General features: G+C 36.9%; 13 protein-coding genes and 1 pseudogene. 7 read left to right on the forward strand and 7 right to left on the reverse strand.

Annotation, left to right across the window (positions count from 1 at the left end; translation table 11 throughout):
• Nucleotides 1-141: 141 nt before the first annotated feature.
• The 7 genes and pseudogenes from K0R77_RS16900 to K0R77_RS16930 form a co-directional block, all read right to left on the reverse strand.
• Complete coding sequence (locus K0R77_RS16900; protein WP_300355118.1) at nucleotides 142-1,782, reverse strand: glycoside hydrolase 43 family protein; 1,641 nt, start codon at nucleotides 1,780-1,782, stop codon at nucleotides 142-144.
• Nucleotides 1,783-1,832: 50 nt separating this feature from the next.
• Nucleotides 1,833-3,025 (reverse strand): annotated as a pseudogene (locus tag K0R77_RS16905) (glycoside hydrolase family 105 protein).
• 12 nt (nucleotides 3,026-3,037) lie between these two features.
• A complete protein-coding gene (locus K0R77_RS16910) occupies nucleotides 3,038-4,048 on the reverse strand; it encodes a DUF4861 family protein (protein WP_300355120.1) in 1,011 nt (336 codons plus the stop codon).
• Between the two features lie 42 nt (nucleotides 4,049-4,090).
• Entirely contained in the window at nucleotides 4,091-5,539 is a 1,449-nt protein-coding gene (locus K0R77_RS16915; RefSeq protein ID WP_300355123.1) for a pectate lyase, read from the reverse strand.
• A 20-nt stretch (nucleotides 5,540-5,559) separates the two neighbouring features.
• Nucleotides 5,560-6,591, reverse strand: coding sequence for a pectinesterase family protein (locus K0R77_RS16920; RefSeq protein ID WP_300355125.1), 1,032 nt, complete (start codon nucleotides 6,589-6,591; stop codon nucleotides 5,560-5,562).
• An 88-nt stretch (nucleotides 6,592-6,679) separates the two neighbouring features.
• On the reverse strand, nucleotides 6,680-8,503 hold the full coding sequence (locus K0R77_RS16925) for a RagB/SusD family nutrient uptake outer membrane protein (protein WP_300355128.1): 1,824 nt from the start codon (nucleotides 8,501-8,503) through the stop codon (nucleotides 6,680-6,682).
• Between the two features lie 10 nt (nucleotides 8,504-8,513).
• The gene (locus tag K0R77_RS16930) at nucleotides 8,514-11,525 is read right to left on the reverse strand and encodes a TonB-dependent receptor (RefSeq protein WP_300355131.1); all 3,012 of its coding nucleotides are present in this window, start codon (nucleotides 11,523-11,525) and stop codon (nucleotides 8,514-8,516) included.
• 871 nt (nucleotides 11,526-12,396) lie between these two features.
• On the opposite strand from K0R77_RS16930, the gene kduI reads away from it, so the two are divergent.
• The 7 genes from kduI to K0R77_RS16965 all read left to right on the forward strand — a co-directional run bounded on the left by kduI (nucleotide 12,397) and on the right by K0R77_RS16965 (nucleotide 20,901).
• Complete coding sequence (gene kduI, locus K0R77_RS16935) at nucleotides 12,397-13,233, forward strand: 5-dehydro-4-deoxy-D-glucuronate isomerase (protein ID WP_300355134.1); 837 nt, start codon at nucleotides 12,397-12,399, stop codon at nucleotides 13,231-13,233.
• 10 nt (nucleotides 13,234-13,243) lie between these two features.
• Nucleotides 13,244-14,026: a gluconate 5-dehydrogenase gene (locus K0R77_RS16940; RefSeq protein ID WP_300355137.1), complete on the forward strand. Its 783-nt coding sequence runs from the start codon at nucleotides 13,244-13,246 to the stop codon at nucleotides 14,024-14,026.
• Between the two features lie 18 nt (nucleotides 14,027-14,044).
• A complete protein-coding gene (gene uxaC, locus K0R77_RS16945; RefSeq protein ID WP_300355140.1) occupies nucleotides 14,045-15,442 on the forward strand; it encodes a glucuronate isomerase in 1,398 nt (465 codons plus the stop codon).
• 316 nt (nucleotides 15,443-15,758) lie between these two features.
• Nucleotides 15,759-16,766: a sugar kinase gene (locus K0R77_RS16950; protein WP_300355143.1), complete on the forward strand. Its 1,008-nt coding sequence runs from the start codon at nucleotides 15,759-15,761 to the stop codon at nucleotides 16,764-16,766.
• 252 nt (nucleotides 16,767-17,018) lie between these two features.
• Entirely contained in the window at nucleotides 17,019-17,678 is a 660-nt protein-coding gene (locus K0R77_RS16955; protein ID WP_300355146.1) for a bifunctional 4-hydroxy-2-oxoglutarate aldolase/2-dehydro-3-deoxy-phosphogluconate aldolase, read from the forward strand.
• Between the two features lie 11 nt (nucleotides 17,679-17,689).
• Complete coding sequence (locus K0R77_RS16960; protein WP_300355149.1) at nucleotides 17,690-19,219, forward strand: MFS transporter; 1,530 nt, start codon at nucleotides 17,690-17,692, stop codon at nucleotides 19,217-19,219.
• 218 nt (nucleotides 19,220-19,437) lie between these two features.
• The gene (locus K0R77_RS16965; RefSeq protein ID WP_300355152.1) at nucleotides 19,438-20,901 is read left to right on the forward strand and encodes a tagaturonate reductase; all 1,464 of its coding nucleotides are present in this window, start codon (nucleotides 19,438-19,440) and stop codon (nucleotides 20,899-20,901) included.
• The last annotated feature ends 5 nt before the right edge of the window (nucleotides 20,902-20,906 follow it).

The raw sequence follows: 20,906 nt of genomic DNA on the forward strand, positions 1-20,906 counted from the left end.
ACTTATATATTGTGGGTAATCGAAAAGACAGAGTTTATGTAGACTCTTTCACAGTTTTTTTGTCATTCCGGAGGAATCTAATGAAACTACTCTGTAGATTGCTCTGAAATAACAAACTTTACGGTTTCTTTAATATTCCTATTAATTTTTTGTTATTCTAAAATATTCAAAATCGGCATATCCACCACGGTTAGCTTTCTGTGTGCTTACAGAATATAATCCCACTTTGGCACCAATCCATTTTCCGGGTTTTGCCTGAAATGGTTCACCTGCTTTAATGAAATTTTTCCCATTTTCACTGTAGCTGAACGTGCAAATTCCGTTGGGTTCGTTGACGTTTACTTTAAAATAAGCTTCGTTTCCTTTTAATTTGGTTTCAAACAAAATTTTTTCCTCGCCGCCTTTTTCAGCCTTTTCTGCTTTTCTCAGCTGAATATAATATCCATCCGGTTTATTGGTAATCACAATTGATGCGTGATCCATGCCCATTACCAAAAGTCCTGCAGTTTTTCCTTCTTTGGCGTCTTCGGGAGTCAACTTAACTTTAGTGGAAGCCACAAAATTCGGAGCTGGGAATTTTTGAGTCAGAAGATTTGGAACGTTCCAAAGGTTTTTGTCATTTTCAGCCATTTTCATTGAAAATAATCTCAGGAATTTCTGTCCGGGAAGTTTTGATGACCAAACTATATTTTCGTTGGCGCTCCATTGCCATTGTAAACCTAATTTTTCACCATCAAACTCATCAGTCTCTGCTGGAGTAACAACAGGATAAGTTTTCCCTACATTTGGTTTTTTATAAGTAAGAACAGGTTCACCAATTCCATTTTTATCGTTGTCGATTCCCATTACCGGCCAGTCTTTTTCCCATTTCATTGGTTGCAAATGCACGATTCTTCCTCCTGCATCCACATCCTGAAAATGGTAGAACCAGTCTTCACCGGAAGGTGTATCTACCCAAGCTCCCTGGTGTGGACCGTTGATTTTTGTTTTTCCCTGTTCAAGAACTATTTTTTCTTCGTAAGGGCCGTAAATATTTTTTGACCTTAAAACCAATTGCCAACCTGTCGCCACACCTCCCGCAGGAGCAAAAACATAGTAATAGCCGTTTCTTTTGTACATTTTTGGACCTTCAACCGTTGGATGAGCATCATGACCATCAAAAATATGAACGCCTTTATCCAAAACTTTGGTTCCTTCAGGATTCATTTTATTTAATGACAACAAACTTTTCACTCCGGCACGGCTTCCTGCCCAACCGTGAACCAAATAGGCTTGTCCGTCTTCGTCCCAAAACGGACAAGAATCGATTAAACCTTTTCCTTCCATCACCAAGACCGGTTCGTCCCATGTTCCGAGTGGATCTGTGGTCTTTACCATGTAAATTCCGAAATCAGGATCACCCCAGTAAATGTAGAATTCACCATTGTGGAAACGGATACTTGGTGCCCAAACTGCATCTCCACGTCTTGGAACTGAAAAATGTTCTTTAGGCAAAACATTCTGAATAGCATAGTTTACCAATTTCCAGTTGATCATATCTTTTGAATGAAGAATAGGCAATCCCGGAGCTTCGTTAAAGCTTGATGCGGTCATATAATAATCATCGCCAAAGCGCGTAACGTCCGGATCTGAGTAATCTGCGTATAAAATCGGGTTCCTATAATTTTTTCCCTGATCGGCAGTCCAGACTTCTGAAACGTATGGTTTTTCCTGTGCGTTCAAATACGTTGAGGCAATGGAAAAAGCGGTGATTGAAAGTATATTTAAAATGTTTTTCGTCATAAAATCAGATTCATTGTAGGTTTTAAGAGATAGGCTGCAGACTTGAGGTTTTATTTTTCAAATTCTAAACTTGCCAAAATAAATGGTCCTGTTCCTTTTCCGTCATTCGAACGGATTTCTTCATTCACATAATATTCATAAGAACCGTCTCTGTAAGGTTTTCCTCCTAATCCAGCAACGGCACAACATTTATTTAAGTTTACAACACCGTTTTCATCCACTGTAATTAAATTTTTGATGATTCCTTCGTAGCCTTTTTTTGCTGCAGCTTTGTATGAATTTGGAAGATATCCTTTGTTTACCGATTTAATCATTGTATAGACGAACATTGCAGATGCAGTTGCTTCTTCGTAATTACCGTTTGCCAATGGCTTATCCAAAACCTGATACCAAAGACCGGATTTTTTATATCTTTAGGTAAATAATCCAAAACATCGACCATTGCCATTCCGTACCAACCCATGGCTCTTCCCCAGAAATTTGGTGAAAGTCCGGTTTCTTTGTTTGCCCAAGCTTCTTTTTTACTCTCGTCCCAAGCGTGATAAAGTAATCCTGTTTTTTTGTCTAAAAGATTTTTTTGAACCGAATCAAACTGCATAACAATATCATCATACGCTTTCGTTGCATCTGCACCTTTTATGAAATCTTTCGTGTAATGCGTATAAAAAGGCATTCCCATGTAAAGACCATCCAGCCAAACCTGATAAGGATAGATTTTTTTATGCCAGAAAGACCCTTCGTTGGTTCTTGGCTGTCCATCGATTTGTAAACGAAGCGTTTGAAGAGCTTTCAGATATTTTTCTTTTTTCTCTTTTTCGTAAAGATAAAGCAATACATTTCCACTGTTCAACATATCGATGTTATACTTGTCAAGATCGTAAGTAAGGATAGTTCCGTCTTCTTTGATCAGTTTTTCTCCGAAACCACTGATGTAATCGTAATATTCTTTTTTTCCTGTTTTGATGTAAAGTTGTTCAGCACCGTCTAAAACGATTGCTGAAGGATAGGTCCATTTTGGGCTTTTGCTGAAATCGAGCATCCACGCTTCCGGGAATCTTTGCATTTCTGAAAGCATCATTCTTTCAGACCATTTCAGGTTGGTAGGAACTACTTTTCCGGATTTTGAAGTTTGGGTTGTAGCTTTTGCAGCGGCTGCAGTTTTTGTCTGTGCACAAGCCAGAAACATTCCTGATCCTAAAACGGCAACAGCATATATTTTTAATTTTTGATTAATAAAACTCATTGTAAGTCAATTTTAAAGTTGATTGTTATTATCTAAAATTTCTAATTTTTTATCTAAATCTTTATAAAATTCTGCTTCGGTTTTAATTCCGTTGGGTTCCTGAGACCAAGCTCCCATAAAATAATACGAAACATTTTTGGTCTTTTTGAAAACTACGGTATGTGTAGATTTTGTCTGTACATATTTTTCAAAACTTTCGATAGGGTAGAAGACCACCATTCCCAGATTATCTTCTTTTTTGGCTAAAGTTTGTGTTCCGTACGTTGCAATGTAGCCCCATTTTTTGTTTTTACTGACCGCCTCTTTCATGGGAATATTTTTGAAAGCAACAATTCCGGTACATAAACCTGAAAGTGTTTCATTTAAATTTAAATCAACCCTTACAAAACGGTCTTTGTTAAAAATCGTCAGCTTCGATTGGAGGTCAACTGCTTTTCCCCATGTTTTCCAGCCTTTGTAATTGATGGTTGCGAAAGATTTATCACTTTCGTTCATGACTTTTGCGGTTGTGCTTTTTACGGTTTTAAAAGTTTCCACAAAATCATTCTGATCATCATATCTTCCGTAAGAACCAATTCCAATGGTACGACCTGATTTCAAAATATCCTGTCCCCAAGGTGAATCGTGATGATAAGATTCAAAACCGTCTTGTCCCACTTCCGGCAACACTAAAGTATTGACTTTTTTACCGAAAATATCTGTGGCATTTCTCCAGTCAAGATATAATCTGTATCCAATCTGATTGTTTTCCAAACCGATCCCTTCGTATCTGATGTAGTAAGAATGGTCGGTGTGTTCAGCAGGAAGTATTAACTCGTTGACGTTTTTAAAAGTTCCGCCGATGTATTCATTTCCCTGCCATTTTCCCCCTTCTTTTACGGACAATTCGGCGTAAGAAAACGGAGCTTTTGAGTTTTTACGGATTTTTTCGATCACATTATTTTGCGCGAAAGATGAACCGCCAGCGAAAACTGCCGCCACTAGAAATATTTTGAATACGTTTGATTTTATCTGTACTGACATTATTTTTAATTTAGATAACCGATGGGTCTGAAAGTTCAGTGACTATCGTTGATTTTCAGTTATTTTTTTAACGAGGCTATTCATGTACACCTCAATATTATCATAATTTTTATCTAAATCTTTTCCGTTGGCGTTTGCTGTTTTCGGATCAAGATTATTTTTGATTTCCCATTCATCGGGCATTCCGTCGTTGTCTGAATCAAGCAGAGCTTTTCTGGGTTTTAAATCAGGAAATCCTCCTACATCTTCCTGGGAATCGATGATTCCGTTATCACTTCCACGCGAACCTTTATAGGTAAATGTTCCGGTTTTAACTTCATTTAGTACCCGTAAATCTACAGCATCTCTTACTAAACTCGCCCCTCCGATTTTCAATAATTTTTCGTAAGCTTCTTTTGCAGAATGCGTCGTTACATTATGTTGAATATTGTGAGGTTGATTAATTTTAATTGAATTTTTATCAGCATCGGTTAAATTGTAAGATGGTTTCATTTGATTGAAAACCCCTAAATTCCAGTTGTCAGCGGTAACTTCCGGACTTCCTTCTACAACATTTCCGTTGATGTAATATTTCCCCCAGATGTTGTAAACTTCGGTTTCCGGTTTTTCGTTTTTGTCTATTGCAACAATTCTTTTATTGTTCATCGATGCAGGTCCCGGCTTGTAATAATTGTTGACCATATTTACATTCATTCCTTCACCACCGTAAACATTGTTGTGTCCCCAGTTGTAAATTACATTATTTCTAAAATCTGTCAAGTCAGTCAAAGCAAATTTACTTCCCGCATATTCTCCTAATCTAGGATTTCTGCTGTCGTGATTCGCATAAATATTATGATGAAAAGAAGCGAATTTTCCACCGGCAATTCCGCCATATCCGTGAGCACCTTTTTGGTGGGCAGAATTTCTCAAACTTTCTGCGATCAAACACCATTGAAGCGTAGTGTTTTCATTGACATAAATAGAAACCGTCTCGTCGGTAGACCAGCTCATCGAACAATGATCGACCATTAAATTTTTAATAAATCTTGCGCCTAAAGCATCACCTTCATACTTTTTCTTATCACCCATTCTGAATCTCATGTAACGGATGATAACGTTGTCTGCTGCTACAAAAGTTTCGTAGTTGGCAACAGTAATTCCGTCTCCGGGAGCGGTTTGTCCGGCAATGGTGACGTGGCCTTCTTTTATTCTTAATGGTGATTCAAGAAAAATAGTTCCGGCAGTTTTAAAAATAATATATCTTGAACCTTTTTGTTCTAAAGCGTGTCTTAAAGTTCCTTCAGAACCGTCATCTGTTAATTTAGTTACCAATAAAACTTTTCCGCCACGTCCGCCAGTAGTAAATCTTCCAAAACCTTCTGCGCCGGGAAAACTGATCAACTTTCCTGAAACCATCGTTTCAGAATCGGCTGAAGTTTTTATCTGGCTTGTACAGTTTTGTGAAGATAAAAGCCCCAAAAGTAAGAGTGAAGAAAAAGAAATTTTCATGATAATAAATTTGGAATGATTTACTGATTAGCTTTTTTGAAATTCCAATTGTCTTTTCCTGACAGAATATTTTTTGCTGTATATTTTTTACTTTGCTCTTTCGTTAGTTGATGTGACCATGAAACTCTTTTTTCAGCAGATGCTCCAGCACCTTTAGAATTGTATTCTCCGTAAAAAGTTGTTTGCTCTGCATCCACTTTTCCCCAATTGTGCCAACCTTCAGCTTTAATTGTGGAATCGATTGCGCAGTTGATGTAAACAGTCTTCGCAAAAGGTCTCCAAGGTCTTCCCAAATATACAGAATTTGCCAAAGCATCTCCCGTTAAATTACAGTTAATAAACACATATCCAAACTCACTTCCTTCCGGAGTAGAGGCAGCAGTAACATAAGATGCATTTTTTTTAGAATAAATCGTACAGTCTTCAAAAACGGCAGTTCCCGCTCCGAAAATGTAGTCGGTTGTACCTTCTATATAGCAATTTTTAAAGTAATTCCTTGAAAGTTTAGTTTTATCGGGATTGTCCTGAGTTCCTTTTGTATAAAGTGTATCTTGGAATCCTAGAAATCTGCAGTTTTCAAAGGCTATTTTATCTCCTGCTGTCAAAACTGCAACAGCTTGTCCGACTGGTCCAGCGTCGTTTTGAAAGGTGATGTTTTTTGCTGAGAAATCATCAGAAAAAATAAAGATTGTGGATGACCCTGTAGTCCCTATATTTTTTCCTTCTGTATTCTGCTTTGAAGCATAATCGCTATAAACTAAAATGGTGTTTTCTGCATTTTCTCCAATCAAACTGATCGGGCTTTTTGCAGCAGATACGGTGATTTTTTCTCTGTAAGTTCCGGGTTTTACAATGATTTTTGTTCTTCCTGTTTTTCCTTCTTCAACAGAATTGATGGCCTGCTGAATGGTAGTGTAATTACCTTTTCCGTCTTTCGAAACGATGATTATTTTCTCTTTTACTTCATTAATTCTGAAAGAAAGAAAACTGATGATGACTACTGAAAAAATTGATAAGAATTTTATTTTTCTGTAAAAACTTGAAATCCTCATAGATTTTAATTTTTCATTAGGAAAATACAGACTTTACTCCGGTGAAGAAGAAAGTCTGTATTGAAATTAATATGAATGTATCTTGATTCTAATAACCGTAATCTTGGGTAAGATTGTAGTTAGAATTTACAACGTCTAAAGCCAGTGGAAGCAATTCTTTCCTGTTTGGCTGGAAATAATGCGCATAACTCTTTACGGGATCTCCACTGATGTAGGGCTGCGTCATCGCAAGTCTCCAGTTTATTTTTGTATATCCGGAAGGTGTTGCCACACTTTGATTAGGACTGTAGAAAATATCTGTTTTTGCTACTCCTGTCATTGTATAGAAATCTATATCTGTAACGTTTTGCTGAGCGGTTTTGTCTTTACCATAAGCTACTTTTTTATAGAAAATATATTCAGGAACATTGGCGTAAATACCTGTACCATTCATGAATTGGGTAAGTTTAGCTTTCGTTTCATTAATTTTAGTTTCTAATAAATTCCAACGAATCAGGTCGTATTTTCTAAGTCCTTCTCCACCAAACTCCAATTGTCTTTCTTTTACAATATAATTAAAGAACCCTGTTTTGTCTGTAGGAATAGTTCCTACCTGTCCTAAATTTCCTGCATAAGCTCTTTGTCTTACAGACATCACTGCATTGATCGCTTCTGGAGAAGGTCCGCTGTGAAGTTCGTTATCTGCTTCGGCAAACATCAACAGAATGTCAGAATATCTTAATAATGGCCAGTCAATTCCAAGGTTCTGAGAAGTTCCTGTAATGGATGTCCATGATTTTCTGAATTTACCGTCATTCCAGTTGATTGATGTCTGAAGTTCTTGCTGTTTTGTGGTGCTTACTCTGAAGATGGCAATATTTACGTCTCTTCTTAGGTCGTATTTAGTAAACTCATAAAAATATACAGGAATTGCATTGATCCCTCCTGAAGATTTCCAGTCTGTATCATCATGTCTCAAGCCGTTGTAGTAACCAATTTTACTGTCTGTTCTTGAGTTTCCACCGAAGGCTCCGATAGCATAGATCACTTCGTTTGTTGCATCCGGAATATTGGTATGTAATGATCTGAATAATCCTTCATAACTTGGGTTCAGCTGATGTTGTCCGGAATTCATGATGTCTTTGCATTCATCGTATGCAATTTGATAATATTTCTGCGGATTAGAACCCTGTAACATTTGCTGCGGACTTCTTCTTAAAGAATATCCTGCTCTTGATAAAGCGATTCTTGCTCTTAAACCTTTTACTGCACCTTTTGAAATTCTCTGTGCTGTGGTTCCGCCTTCTGACCTCCAAGGCACAAGGTTTTCTGCTTTTAATAAATCTTCAAGAATTTTATCATAAATAACATCTCTGTCTGTTTTTGCAAGGTACAAGTCAGGAAGGTCTGCAGATGGAACCTCCTGAAACGGAACATCACCCCAGTTTTTAATCAGATCATAATAAAAATGGGCTCTTAATGTTAAAGCTTCACCTAGATATCTGTCCATTAATTTTTTGTCTGCTGCAGAACCTGTTTGGTAAACCGGAGAAATCGGAATGTTTTTAATCACAAGATTCGCTCTTTCAATCCCTGCATAAGTATCTAAGAAAGGTCTTAAAAGTTCTGTATTGGTAGGTATTGCACCAAAGCAACTAATTCCTCTTCTGTCATTGGCATTATAATCCCCGGAAGTTCTAAAATCGTCTCCGGATTGCGTAAGGATAAGATTCATTCTCTGACCATAGGTATTGTCACCCATAGTAGCGTTATAAACTCCCACCAATGCTGAAAAGGTATCAGAAGCGGAGTCAAATTGCTGTTCTTCAGCTGTATTAGATAAGCTTTCTACATCCAGATAGTCTTCACATGAATTTAAAGATATGAGTCCTACAATTGAAAATATAATAGCTAAAAATTTATTTTTCTTCATAATATTAGGTTTAAAAAGTTATATCTACTCCTGATAAGATAAATCTGCTACGTGGGTAAGCTGCGTAATCTACACCAGGTGTTAAAGGATTTCTTCTCGTGTTAGCCTCCGGATCATATCCGGAATATCCTGTTAAAGTAAACACATTATTCATTGTAAAGTATAATCTGAAATTTGAAAGACCTAACTGTTTAATAAATTCTTTACCCAAAGAATATCCTAACGTAACGTTATTTAATCTTAAGAAAGATCCATCTTCAATAGCATACGAATGTAAGAAATATGCACCAGCCGGCGGAGTCCACATGGTTGTATTGGCATTTAAAGCTGCCAATGCAGTTGGATCATTTACTTTTTCTCCGGCATCATTAAACCATCTCCATCTGTCGGCTACTTCAGCCAGCATATTATTGTCTCTGTATTGATATTGCGTTGAATACTCAACTTTATTGGCATTATATACTTTATTCCCGACAGAGAAATTGAACATTAGACTCATATCCCAGTTTTTGTAACGGAATGTTTGGCTAAAACCACCATAGAACTTAGGCTGTGCATTTCCCAGATCTGTCATGTCCTTATTATCAATGATGCCATCACCATTCAGATCCTGAAGCTTAAGATCTCCGGGTTGTATAGGTTTTGATCCGTTGGCTGCTGCGGAAGCATTCGGTATACCAGCTTTCAGAGTATATACTTGTGTAGCGGCATTATAATCAAAATCACTGATTTCGTATCTTCCTGCTGTTACATATCCCCAATAAGTACCTACCGGCTTACCAACCTGTACAAGAAAGTCATTTAAGTTATTTTGCCAACCTGAAGGATATGTATAAGAATAAGCACTTGCTGCGGCACTGCTTCCTAAACTTTTAATCGTGTTTTTATTTGATGAAATATTGGCGTCCATCTTCCAGGTAAAGTTATCTTTATTGATAATGGTACTTCCTACAGAGAATTCAATACCTTTATTGGTGGTACTTCCTGAATTCTGATATTGATATTCATATCCTCTGTCTTTAGGAATTTGTGCCAAAAGCAATAAGTCTTTAGTATCTGTCTGATAGAGGTCTAAGCTACCATATACTTTTCCTTTGAATAACCCAAAATCTAAACCGATATTTTTAGATGTTGCTGTTTCCCATTTTACATTTTTATTTGCCATGATATTTCCTGTTGTAGCACCAGGTGTTACATTGGTTCCAAAGGCATATCCATAGTCGGATGATGTTGTAAAAAAGGTATCATATAAAAATGCCCCGATTCTATTGTTTCCGGACAAACCGTATCCTGCACGAAGCTTTAATTCACTGATGGTTTTGCTGTCTTTCAGGAAATTTTCTTCCGCAATTTTCCATGCAACAGATCCTGAAGGGAAATATCCCCATCTGTTTCCCGGTCCGAAAACACTCGAGCCATCTGCTCTCATGGAAGCTGTAAGGATATATTTGTTTTTGAAAATATAATTGGCTCTTCCAAAAAATGAAGCTAATCTATCAGGTGCTCTTCCTGCTCTTGGTGCATCCTGTACCAATCCGGATGGTGGAGAAGCTAACTGGATATTGGCAAATGCTTCTTCAGAATTTATTGATTTTGGGAACCATTTTATTGTCATAGCTAATGATTCTCCATCTGTTTTCACAATTTCTTGTCCTGCCAATAAATCAAGCTTATGATTTCCAAATGTTTTTCTGAAATTTAATGTATTGGTATTGGTAATTCTTCTCGTCTGGGCCTGGCTTAAAAATACTACAGGTTGATCATTATTCTGTCTTGCAAGGCTGGTGATAGTGCCTGAAAACTGATTGATCTTTTCATCTCTCTGTACATATCCGATAACACTTCTGAATGTAAAATTTTTATTAATTTTATATTCCAAAACTCCGTTAAGAAGTAAATCATTCCTGCCATTCTCCTTAATTTCATTATTCGCTAAAAGAACAGGATTTACAAGATTGGTCTCATTGGCAAATAAAGGATCAAAATCATCAACATTTACTGTAGATCCTCCTTCAAATGGCTGATATCTTACGGCATTTCTTAATCGGTTGGTGCTTTGGGAGCCTGTAGAGGATGTTCCTGCTCCGAAAATGGTCTGTCGGCTGTATCTGGCATTCAATGTCATGCTTACTTTCTTGGAAAGATCATAATCATATTTGAAATTGACCATATTTCTTTTAAATCCGGAACCAATCATAATTCCGTCTTCCTGTACATTATTTAAAGATAATGAGAAAGATGAATTGTCGGATCCGCCTGTAACCGCAAGATTATGAGTGAAGTTGAAGGCTTCTCTTCCGAAAACTTCATCCTGCCAGTCTCTTTTCTTGATGTCTTTGTATTTAGTTGCAATTTGATCGTACGTTCCGTATCTTGCCTTAAAAGCATCAATATCAGTCTGTACACCACCTTTGTTGTAAACTTCGTACTGATACAGCACAAATTGATAAGGATCTAAGACATCAATCGTATTCTGGATTTTTCTTACTCCTAAAAATCCGTTATAATTAATGGATGTTTTAGCTCTTTTACGACCTCCTTTTGTGGTAATCAAAACCACACCGTTGGCGCCTCTTGCTCCATAAATGTTGGTAGAAGAAGCATCTTTCAGTACCTCGATAGATTCGATTTCTTTAGGTGATAAAATAGACAACGCATTGTCCATCTGAACTCCGTCTACGATGTAGAGGGGTGCATTGCTCCCTGTAATAGAGTTACCTCCTCGGATGACAATGTCTACATCAGCACCCGGAGCACCTTCACTTAATGCTACTTTTACTCCGGCCATTCTTCCTTGAATAGCTTCGGCCGCATTGGTCGATGGCATATCCTTGATTGCTTCTGCTTTTACAGATGATACGGCGTTGGTAACATCTTTTTTAGAGACTTTGGTATAACCTACCAAAACCACTTCGTCAATATTGGTTTCCTTTTCTTTGCCTTTCTCCTGCGCCATACCAAGTACCGGAAGCAGAAAGACAGATAGATATAACCACTTAATTGATTGTACTTTTTTATTCATTATTATATCCTTATAGTTTTAAAGTATGGTCAGAAGGCATTTACATACCTTCTGCTTAGTTTTTTTGTGGATTTAAGTACTCTGTATAGTTTCAAATGTCATTACGCATTTTATAGTGCAATCGATTGCGTAATTTTCACAAAACATATTATCGTGGCTTCTAAACTAATATTATTTTTCAATACGCAAAGAAAAAAATATTATTTTTTTATTAATTTGATTGTTTGATTTGTTTAAAAATACAAAATATATGAGCTTAAAATTAATTTAAGTAATTGATAATTAATATATTGTTATCGTTTCATGAAGTGTGAACGATTGTTAAAAAAAACTTTATTTTTTAACATGTTTGAGATTAAAATTTAATAAAATTACCCTTAAAAACATATAATTTTCTTGTTAAAAAACTCCCAAAACAGATACTCAATGATCGTATTTTAAAATTTTTCGTGATTTTTATCATTTTTTTTACATCAGAATAAATCTTTATTTTATAAATAACACCGAATTACAAAAATTTAACATCTTTTGATTATAAAAACCAAAATATCATTATGTATATAGCATTTAGGCTTTGAATATCTGTTTTTGTGGCATGATTTTTATTTTTCTAAACGTTTGATCACAATTTCGTTAAAAATCTTTTGAAATATTTTCTTAAATTTTCTTAAATTATTTACTTTATTTGGTTTTATTTATTTGATTTTCAATATTTTGAAAAAATAAAAGAATTTTTTGTTAACGGAATACTTATTATATATATATTTAACAACAAGTATTTCTGTACAGTTTTAGTGTAATTTAATGCAATCGATTACGCAATGTTTAACAGGTTTTTTAGAAACCGTAATTTAAGTTTAAAATCTAGAGTATGACAAAATCAGAATTTCGATACGCCCATCATCCCGAAGATGTAAAAAAATATACAACTGAAGATTTGAGAAGGGAGTTTCTAATCAATGATTTATTTAATGAAGATCAAATCAATGTAGTGTATTCTATGTACGACAGAATGATCGTAGGTGGCGCAATGCCTTTAAATAGTGCACTAAAGCTTGAGCCTACCGATGATCTGAAGGCTGGAAACTTCCTTGATAGAAGAGAATTAGGAATCATCAACGTTGGCGCTGCCGGAAAGGTAACCGTTGACGGAGAAGTTTTCGAACTTGGAAATAAGGAAGCTCTATACATCGGAAAAGGAGCAAAAGATGTTGTTTTTGAAAACGGAAATGAAGGTCAGACTTTATTCTATTTCAATTCTGCACCAGCTCATCATACTTTCCCTACAAAGAAAATCACTAAAAATGAAGCCGAAATTGTAGAATTAGGTGAAGCAAAATACGCAAACAGACGTACAATTAATAAACTGATTGTTAACAGCGTATTGGAAACCTGCCAGCTGCAAATGGGAATGACCGAGTTGCACGAAGGAAGTGTTTGGAACACAATGCCTTCTCACACGCATACCCGAAGAATGGAAGCTTATTTTTATTTTGATCTTGAAGAAGGGCAGGCGGTAAGTCATTTCCTTGGCCAGCCGAATGAGACCCGTCATATCTTTATGAAAAACAATGAGGCAGTCTTGTCTCCGGAATGGTCTATTCACTCAGGAGTTGGTACTTCCAACTACACTTTTATCTGGGGAATGGCAGGAGAAAATATGGATTATGGCGACATGGACGCTGTTAAAACTAACGAACTAAAGTAATTTTTTCTACATGAATTTATTCGATTTATCCGGAAAAGTAGCTGTTGTAACAGGCGGTACTCACGGATTAGGAATGGCAATGGCCGAAGGTCTTGCCTCTGCAGGTGCTGAACTGGCAATTACAAGTACAACTCCCTCAAAATTAGATGAAGCTTTAGACTATTATCATAGCAAAGGATATAGTGCTACAGGTTATCTTTTTGATGTGACAGACGAACGTGAAGCCGCTCAGAAAGTAGCATTAATGCTTGCAACCCATGGGAAAATAGACATCCTGGTCAACAACGCGGGGATCATCAAACGTGTTCCGGCTTTAGAGATGGATGTGGCAGACTTTAGAAAAGTAATCGATGTAGATCTTACCGGTCCTTTTATCATGTCTCAACTGGTTGGGAAACACATGATCAAAAGACAGTCCGGTAAAATCATCAATATTTGCTCGATGATGAGTGAGCTTGGCCGTGACAACGTAGTAGCGTACGCTTCTGCAAAAGGCGGTTTAAAAATGCTTACCAAAAATTTAGCAACAGAATGGGCAAAACACAATATTCAGGTGAACGGTATCGGTCCCGGATATTTTGCGACAACCCAGACAGAACCAATCAGAGTAGACGGTCATCCGTTTAACGAATTTATCATCAGCAGAACTCCGGAAGGAAGATGGGGGAACCCTGAAGATCTTGCAGGAACCGCTATTTTCTTAGCTTCAGATGCTAGTAAATTTATCAACGGACACATTATTTATGTAGACGGAGGTATTTTGGCGACCATCGGGAAACCTGCTAATGAATAACATAAGAATTTTACAGAAATGAAATCTTTTATTACAGATAACTTTTTATTACAAAATAAATACGCGGAAGAATTATACTTCAATTTCGCGGAAAAACAGCCGATCATCGATTATCACAATCATTTGATTCCTAAAGATATTGCTGAAGATACAGTTTTCGAAAATATTTCTAAAGTTTGGATTGCGGGTGATCATTACAAATGGCGTGCAATGCGTACAATGGGCGTGAACGAAAGATTCATCACTGGCGACGCATCAGACAAAGAAAAATTCGAGGCTTGGGCAAAAACGGTTCCATATACATTAAGAAATCCTTTGTATCACTGGACGCATTTAGAATTAAAGCGTTATTTCGGTATTGATGAATTATTAAACGAAAAAAACGCATCAGATATTTACGATAACATCACTGCACAACTTCAGACTCCTGAAAAGTCTACAAGAGGTTTGCTGAAAATGATGAACGTAGAATCTTTGTGTACTACAGAAGATCCGATTGATGTTTTAAATTACCATCAGGATTTGGCGAAAAGCGATTTCAGCATTAAAGTAAGTACCGCTTTCCGTCCGGATAAAGCGATTTTGATTGAAAACCACAACTTCGCAGATTATATTTCTAAGTTAGGCGAATCGGCAGGAATTGAAATCAATTCTTACCAGACTTTGTGCGATGCTTTATTAAAAAGAGTAGAATATTTCCACGAAAACGGATGCAGACTCTGCGACCATGGATTGAACAATATTTCTTTCGAGGAAGCTTCAGAAGCTGAAGTAAGTGCAATTTTCAATGATAAAATTTCAGGAAAAGTAATCGCTGAAAAGCAGGTGAATCAGTTCAAAACTGCTATTTTACTGTTCTTAGGCGAAATGTATCATAAGTTCGGATGGGTTCAGCAGTTCCACTTGGGAGCGTTGAGAAACAACAACGAAAGAATGCACAGAATTTTAGGTCCTGATACAGGATGGGATTCTATCGGTGACTTCGTACAGGCTGAAACTTTGTCTAAATTATTAAACGCTTTAGACGGAAAAGACAAACTGACCAAAACAATTCTATATAACTTAAATCCTGCCGACAACGAAATTTTCGCGACAATGATCGGGAATTTTAATGACGGCAGTATCAAAGGAAAAGTACAGTTCGGTTCGGGCTGGTGGTTTTTGGATCAGAAAGACGGAATGATCAAGCAGATGAACGCCCTTTCAAATATGGGATTAATCAGCTGTTTCGTAGGAATGTTGACAGATTCAAGAAGTTTCTTATCTTACCCGAGACACGAATATTTCAGAAGAGTTTTGTGTAATCTTTTCGGAGAAGAAATGAAAAACGGCGAATTGCCGGATGATATGGAACTGATCGGCAAAACCATTTCCGATATCTGTTATCATAATGCTAAAAATTATTTCGATTTTTAAATTTCGAATTAAATAATTTTAAACCATTAAGGATAATTAAGAAGTTAAGATTTTTAAGCTTAAAATCATAGATTTTATAAAGCAGATCGCTCAAAGCAAAGCTCAACTTAATTATTCTCAATTCCTTAATAAATCTTAATGGTTTAAATAATAACAATAATTTAGATATCTTCAATTTTTCTAAACTTGAAAAATCTTTGTGAGCTTGGCTGAGTAGAACGCCTTTGCGAACTTAAAAATATACATCAAGTTTTAAAAGAAAATCTTAGCGCACTTTGCGTTAAAATAACAACAGATATTAAAGAGTATTTAAAATATGGCTAGCAAAATACTTACTTTCGGTGAAGTAATCATGAGGCTTTCACCTCCCGGAAACAAAACAATGAAACAGAGCCACGAAATGGAATTCTTTTTCGGCGGAACTGAGCTTAATGTAGCTTCTTCATTGGCAACAATGGATTGCGACGTGACACACATCAGCAATGTTTCTGATGATTTTGTGGGAGAATCTGCATTGTCTTTCATCAAAAGTTTTGGAATTAATACGACTTTCATCAATAAAAATGAGCATCCTCTAGGTTTATATTTCCTTGAAGTAGGAGCATCGGTTCGTGCGAGCAGAATTGCTTACAACAGACTAAACGGTTCTTTTGCCAACATCAAACCCGAACAGGTAGACTGGAAAAAAGCTCTCGCAGGTTGCGACTATTTCCACTGGACAGGCATCAGCCCGGGAATTTCAGAAGGTGCTTACGAAACTTTGAAAGAAGGTTTGTTGACAGCCCGTGAAATGGGAATCGAAGTAACCACCGATCCGGCTTACCGTTCAAATCTTTGGAAATACGGTAAAAACGGAAACGAAGTTTTAAAGGAATTAGTTTCTTACTCAACGATTTTCATCGGTGGTGTAAATGAAATCAATGAAATTCTGGGAACTCAGTTTACTTCAGATCAGCAAGGTTTCATGGAAGCTTGTGAAGAATTGAAAGAACAATGCCCATCCATTCATAAAATTTTCGACAAAATAAGAATAGGGATTACGGCAAGTTCTCAGCAGACGCAGGGAAGAGCTTTAATTAACGGGAATTATTTTGAAACTAAATTTTTAGAAATAGACAACGTTGTCGACAGAATCGGAACGGGAGATGCCTTTGCCGCAGGTCTGATTTACGGCTTATTAAATTTCGATGACGAAAAAGCTTTAAATTTTGCCAACGCAGCCTGCGCCATCAAACACACCATTTTAGGCGACATCAATTACTGCAGCGCAGAAGATATTCTCGAAGTAATGGCGGGAAATTCCGGAGGAAGAATCAAAAGGTAATTCTCGCTTTTGGCTGTTAGCTTTTAGCAATTGGCTTAAGAAGTTTTTCAAAATAAAAAGATTATCAATAAAATTATAATGGTCTTTTATAAGCGAAGCGGCTCTGTGAAACTAAAAAACAGTTAGCAATTAAAAACCTTTGTGACCTCTGTGTTCAAAAAAATCAAGCTAATAAAGTCCTCAAGGGGACAGCATACTAAAGGATGGACAAACCCCCATCAAAGATTATTTTAACAAAATAATTAAAACAAAATGACAAAAATTCAATTAGTTACAAACACCATCATCAATCAGGGAGCTTTGCCTCTGTATTATAATGCTGATGAAACGGTAACTTTAGAGATATTGAGATCGCTTTACAAAGCAGGAATCCGTGCGGTAGAATACACCAGCCGTGGAGAAGCTGCTTTGAGCAATTTTACAAAAATGGTAGAAGTTCGTAATGCCGAAATGCCGGAAATGCTTTTGGGAATCGGAACCATTAAAAATGTAAAGCAAGCCGAAGAATATTACAATGCAGGTGCTGATTTCTTTATCAGTCCGGGTTTTGTGGCGGAAGTTGCAGAATTTTTAATTCCGAAAGACCTATTGTACAGTCCGGGTTGTATGACTCCAACTGAAATTATTGAGGCTGAAACAGCTGGCGTTACTTTCATTAAATTATTCCCTGGTAACGCTTTGGGACCAGGATTTATGAGTGCCATCAAAGATGTTTTCCCGAATCTGAAATTTATGCCGACAGGAGGTGTTGATACCACGAAAGAGAGCATTGAAAGCTGGTTCAAAGCAGGAGTTTCTGCAGTAGGAATGGGAAGCAAGCTTGTTAGCAAAGAATTGATGCTTGCGAAAGACTACACGACAATAGAAAATGAAACCAAAAAAGTGTTGGATATTATTCAGACTTTAAAATAAATACATTGACTATGAGTTCAGTTAAATCTATTAAGCCGACACAATACAGGTGGACGATTTGTCTCCTGTTATTTCTCGCTACCACGATCAATTATCTCGATCGTCAGGTTTTATCTTTGACGTGGAAAGATTTTATCGCACCGGAATTTCACTGGAATAACAACGATTACGGAAACATCACCGCATTATTCTCCATATTTTATGCGGTGGGAATGCTTTTCGCAGGAAAATTTGTGGATTTCATGGACACCAAAAAAGGTTTCCTTTGGGCAATCGGAGTCTGGTCGATCGGTGCTGTTTTACACGCATTTTGTGGAATCGCCACTTCAGGAATCCTTACCGGAACTTGGACGGCTGGTTTTCATGGTTCTAAAGAATTGATCGGAACAGTTTCAAATACATCAGCAATCATCAGTACAAGTGTAACCTTATTCATTTTTGCACGTTTTGTATTGGCGATTGGTGAGGCAGGAAATTTCCCGGCAGCGATCAAAACTACAGCAGAATATTTCCCAAAAAAAGATAGAGCATTTTCTACAAGTATCTGGAACGCAGGAGCAACTGTTGGAGCTTTGGCAGCACCGCTTACGATTCCGTTTATTGCAAAATCAATGGGTTGGGAATGGGCGTTTATCATCATTGGTGCGCTAGGATTTGTATGGATGGGACTTTGGGTATTCGTTTACAAAAAACCTCATTTACACAAGAGAGTTAACGAGCACGAACTGACTTATATCAATCAGGATCAGGACGATCTTCCGAATGAAGACACGTCAGTTCCTGAAAAAGTATTTACATTCAAAGAATGTTTCAGCTACAGACAGACATGGGCTTTTGCCTTTGGAAAGTTCATGACAGACGGTGTTTGGTGGTTCTTTTTATTCTGGACTCCGGCTTATCTAAGTTCGGTTTACGGAATGGATTCCACAGAAAGTGCATTGCCGCTATTCGTACTGTACATGATTACTTTGCTGTCGATCATCGGTGGATGGCTTCCAAAATATTTTGTTGAAAAATTAGGAATGAATGCTTACACAGGAAGAATGAAAGCGATGTTAATTTTCGCATTTTTCCCTTTGTTGGCATTGTTAGCACAACCATTAGGAACAATTACGTATTGGCTTCCGGTTTTAATCATCGGTGTAGCAGGAGCAGCACACCAGGCTTGGTCTGCAAATATCTTCTCAACAGTTGGAGATATGTTCCCGAAAAAGGCAATTGCAACCATCACGGGAATTGGCGGAATGGCAGGAGGAATCGGTTCGTTTATCATTAATAAATCTTCGGGTGTTCTATTTGATCACGCTCACAAAGCATGGTCAACCGTAGATGGAGTTCCCTTGTTGGAAAAATATCCACAGTACGTCAACGACCGTTTGCCGGATGGTTTTTTTGAGCAGTTAGAAAAATCAGGTGCAGTTGTTTCAGACGGAATAGACAAAGGATACATGATCATTTTCTCCATCTGTGCAGTCGCTTACCTGATCGCATGGGTTGTAATGAAATCATTGGTTCCAAAATATAAAGTGATTAGTAAATAAAATTTGAACCATTAAGGGAAATTAAAAAGATAAGAAATATTAAGAATTTGCAGGCAAATTTAAGTGCAGGCTTAAGAAATTTATTTCTCTTAATTAACCTAAACTTCTTAATAGATCTTAATGATTCTAAAAAAATCTTTGCGGACTTTGCGTTTAAAAAAAATCCTGCATCAAGATTTAATAGAATTAAAAAACACAATTTAATTCAAATTAGAAAAATGGAAAATCAGACAAAACAACAGTTAAACCGTCAAAACAGCGGTATAGATACAAAATTACCAATCAAAATCGTACAGTTCGGTGGAGGAAACTTCATGCGCGGATTTACAGATTATGTGATTGATAAATTAAACAAAGAAGTAGATTTTGACGCAGGAATTGTCAACATTCAGCCTACACCCAACGGTTCAGTTCACAAGCTTGAAGAACAGGGGAATCTGTACACATTGTTTTCAAGAGGCATTAAAAAAGGAGAAATCATCGATGAGAAATGCGTGATTTCAGCGATTCAGAAGTCGATCAATCCTTATACAGATTACAATAGTTTTTTAGATTTAGCAAAAGAAGAAGAGCTTGAGTTTGTATTTTCAAATACAACAGAAACAGGAATTGCTTACAACGAAATAGAAAATACCTACGAAGGTCCGCACAAAAATTTCCCTGCGAAAGTAGCGGTTTTACTTCACGAAAGATATAAGCATTTCAATGGTGCGGCAGATAAAGGTTTAAGAATTATTCCTTGCGAGCTGATTGAAGAAAATGCAATTGTTTTAAAAGGTATTATTTTAAAATATGCCCAACTTTGGAATTTAGAACAGGGGTTTGCAGAATGGGTTGAAAACAGCAATCACTTCCACAATACTTTGGTCGACAGAATCGTTCCGGGATGTCCCAAAGACGATCTTTCGACTTACGAAGATCAGTTGGATTATGAAGATCCGATGATGGTTGTTTCTGAAACATTCCTTTTATGGGTAATTCAGGGAGGTGAAGATTTAAAACAGAGAATTCCTTTCGATCAGATCAACGAACAGATTTTGGTGGTGGATGATATTCAGCCGTACCGTTTGAGAAAAGTTAGAATTCTCAATGGCGGACATACGTTGATGTTGGCTCCAGCAATTTTAGCAGGAAAAGAAATCGTAAAAGAAGCAATCGATGACCAGTTTATCGGAACTTTTTTAAGCGAATCAATATTTAATGAAGTGAATCAGACTTTAGGTTTAGATGAAACTGAACTGAAAGAATTTGCAGAAGAAGTGTTCGACAGATTCAGAAATCCTTTTATTAAACATCATTTGGCAAGCATTGCTTTATATTTTGTTTCTAAATTTAAAGTAAGAGTCGTTCCGAGTTTGTTGACGTATGTTGAAAGAAATAACAAACTGCCGTTGAACTTAACGTTCTCTCTGGCAAGTTTAATCAGATTCTATCAGGGAAGTTTTGGTGAAAAATCTCTTCCTCTTAATGACGAAGAAGCGATAGTAAACAGATTCAAGGAAATCTGGAAAAACGAAGATTACGAAATAGTTTCAGAACAGGCATTAAGCGAAAAACTGTTTTGGGATACCGACCTTACACAGGTGGAAGGCCTGAAAGCTGCAGTAGCAAAAGCATTGTACGAAATCGACCACAATGACATGGAAACTGCCTACAAAAATTTTATTCAATTTTATTCTTAAACAAT

This window comes from Chryseobacterium sp., from assembly GCF_029240215.1.
Taxonomy (GTDB): Bacteria; Bacteroidota; Bacteroidia; order Flavobacteriales; family Weeksellaceae; genus Chryseobacterium.

Bases quoted from the DNA above. Each gene is read 5' to 3' on its own strand.
- K0R77_RS16900 (WP_300355118.1), bottom strand. From the start codon at position 1,782: ATGACGAAAAACATTTTAAATATACTTTCAATCACCGCTTTTTCCATT.
- K0R77_RS16910 (WP_300355120.1), bottom strand. From the start codon at position 4,048: ATGTCAGTACAGATAAAATCAAACGTATTCAAAATATTTCTAGTGGCG.
- K0R77_RS16915 (WP_300355123.1), bottom strand. From the start codon at position 5,539: ATGAAAATTTCTTTTTCTTCACTCTTACTTTTGGGGCTTTTATCTTCA.
- K0R77_RS16920 (WP_300355125.1), bottom strand. From the start codon at position 6,591: ATGAGGATTTCAAGTTTTTACAGAAAAATAAAATTCTTATCAATTTTT.
- K0R77_RS16925 (WP_300355128.1), bottom strand. From the start codon at position 8,503: ATGAAGAAAAATAAATTTTTAGCTATTATATTTTCAATTGTAGGACTC.
- K0R77_RS16930 (WP_300355131.1), bottom strand. From the start codon at position 11,525: ATGAATAAAAAAGTACAATCAATTAAGTGGTTATATCTATCTGTCTTT.
- kduI (WP_300355134.1), top strand. From the start codon at position 12,397: ATGACAAAATCAGAATTTCGATACGCCCATCATCCCGAAGATGTAAAA.
- K0R77_RS16940 (WP_300355137.1), top strand. From the start codon at position 13,244: ATGAATTTATTCGATTTATCCGGAAAAGTAGCTGTTGTAACAGGCGGT.
- uxaC (WP_300355140.1), top strand. From the start codon at position 14,045: ATGAAATCTTTTATTACAGATAACTTTTTATTACAAAATAAATACGCG.
- K0R77_RS16950 (WP_300355143.1), top strand. From the start codon at position 15,759: ATGGCTAGCAAAATACTTACTTTCGGTGAAGTAATCATGAGGCTTTCA.
- K0R77_RS16955 (WP_300355146.1), top strand. From the start codon at position 17,019: ATGACAAAAATTCAATTAGTTACAAACACCATCATCAATCAGGGAGCT.
- K0R77_RS16960 (WP_300355149.1), top strand. From the start codon at position 17,690: ATGAGTTCAGTTAAATCTATTAAGCCGACACAATACAGGTGGACGATT.
- K0R77_RS16965 (WP_300355152.1), top strand. From the start codon at position 19,438: ATGGAAAATCAGACAAAACAACAGTTAAACCGTCAAAACAGCGGTATA.